Origin of the sequence: Pseudomonas protegens, assembly GCF_003732485.1 — a bacterium.
In the GTDB taxonomy this organism is placed as follows: domain Bacteria; phylum Pseudomonadota; class Gammaproteobacteria; order Pseudomonadales; family Pseudomonadaceae; genus Aquipseudomonas; species Aquipseudomonas protegens_B.
In genome coordinates this window covers 40,048-41,682 of the sequence record NZ_MOAK01000074.1, presented here as the reverse complement: position 1 = coordinate 41,682, position 1,635 = coordinate 40,048, and the positions used below count along the sequence as shown (strand labels likewise).

The window sequence follows — 1,635 nt, the reverse complement described above, 5'->3', positions numbered from 1 at the left end:
GGGGGGAAAAGCCGATACTGACGGTCAGTTGCAGAGGCTGTCCTTCATAGTAGTAGCGCTGTTGTTCGGTCTGCAGGCGGATCTTCTCGGCGATGACCAGGGCGGCGCTGCTCTCGGTGTCCTTGAGCAGGACGATGAACTCCTCGCCGCCCCAGCGGCAGACGATGTCGGACTGGCGCAGGCAGTCCTGCAGGTCACGGGCAAAACCGCTGAGCACCAGGTCCCCGGCCAGGTGGCCGTAGGTATCGTTGAGGCGCTTGAAGTGATCCAGGTCCAGCAGCAGGGCGCACAGTGGCGTCATGTCCCGCCGCGCCTCTTGCAGGGCCTGGGCTGCCAGCAGGTCGAAGCCGCGGCGGTTGGGCAGGCGGGTGAGGCTGTCGAGGGTGGCCTGGGCCTCGATCTTGCGCTGGTAGCGGCGCACCACGCCGCTGAGCAGGATCAGCACGATGCTGGTAATCACCAGACAGATCAGCAGGTTCAGGTACAGCGACTGGCGGATGCTGTTGAGGGCGCCGTCTTCGCGCTTGTCGACGAACAGGTACCAGTTGAGCTCGGGAATGAAACGTACATTGAGAAAGTGCCCCTGGCCCTGGGTCGAATATTCATAGCTGCCGCTGTGGGGCTTGGGTAGTTGGGTCATCAGTTCCTTGAGGCTGTCCAGGTCATGCAGGGACTGGCCGCTGCGGGCGCCCTGGGGCCCGCCGTCGGCGCCGGTGAGGACGATGCGGCCGAAGGTGTCGACGAAGTACACACTGCGCTGGTAGCGCTGCTGGTACTTGTCGATCAGCTTGATCACCGCGTCCACCGTCAAGCCCACTCCGGCCGCCCCGATGAAGCGGTCCTGGTAGTCGTAGACCTTGTAGTTGATGAAGAAGGTCAGTTTGTCCTGATTGGCCAGGTCCGGGTCGACGTTGATTTCGTAGGGCGTGGCCATGTCGCGTACGCGAAAGTACCAGGCGTCTCGGGGCTCATCGACCTTGACCTTCTTCAGCACGCCCTTGGCCTGGTAATAGGTGAGGCTGGTGTTGGAGACGAAGAACGCGGTGTAGGCGTCATAGTGGGTCATGACCTCATTGAGGTAACGGGTCATCTGGGTGGGGTCTTGTTCGCCGGCCACCACCCAGTCACGCATGAAGGTGTCGCGGGCCATCATCGAGGAGATCAGGACCGGACGTACCAGGTCTTTCTGGATTTCCGAGTACACGGTGTCGGAGGTCAGGGGCAGTTCGGTGTTGACGATGCTGTCGCGGATCGAGTCCCGGGAGGCGTAGTAGCTGAGCAGGGAAGTGGCGAGGAAGCCACTGCCCAGCAAGGTGATCAGTGCCAGTACCAGCGAACGTTGCGAATACAAGGGAGAACGAAGCGGCATGGCGATTCCGTGATAGTGGCCCGTTGACGCATTCTAGTGGCACGGCGCGGAAATAACTCGTTCATCAGCGCACTGAATTGTCTCGGAATCGATACACGGCAGGGGGATTTTCCGGTGCCGCAAACGCAGGTCCCGAGTCGTCCTGATTAGGCGGTTACGGGCGGTCGAAGGACTTGTATCAATGTGTTGCCAAAATCGCACCAGAAGGGGTTTTCGCGGTCAGATATTTCGTCAGTCGGCCTGTTGTCGACTGCCGCCTGCCAGCG

General features: G+C 61.0%; 1 protein-coding gene. It reads right to left on the bottom strand.

All coding sequences use genetic code 11. The features are described 5' to 3' along the window. A partial coding sequence (locus tag BLX41_RS19975; protein ID WP_148059761.1) for a sensor domain-containing diguanylate cyclase occupies positions 1 to 1,369 on the bottom strand: 1,369 nt, incomplete at its 3' end. Between the last annotated feature and the right edge of the window lie 266 nt (positions 1,370 to 1,635).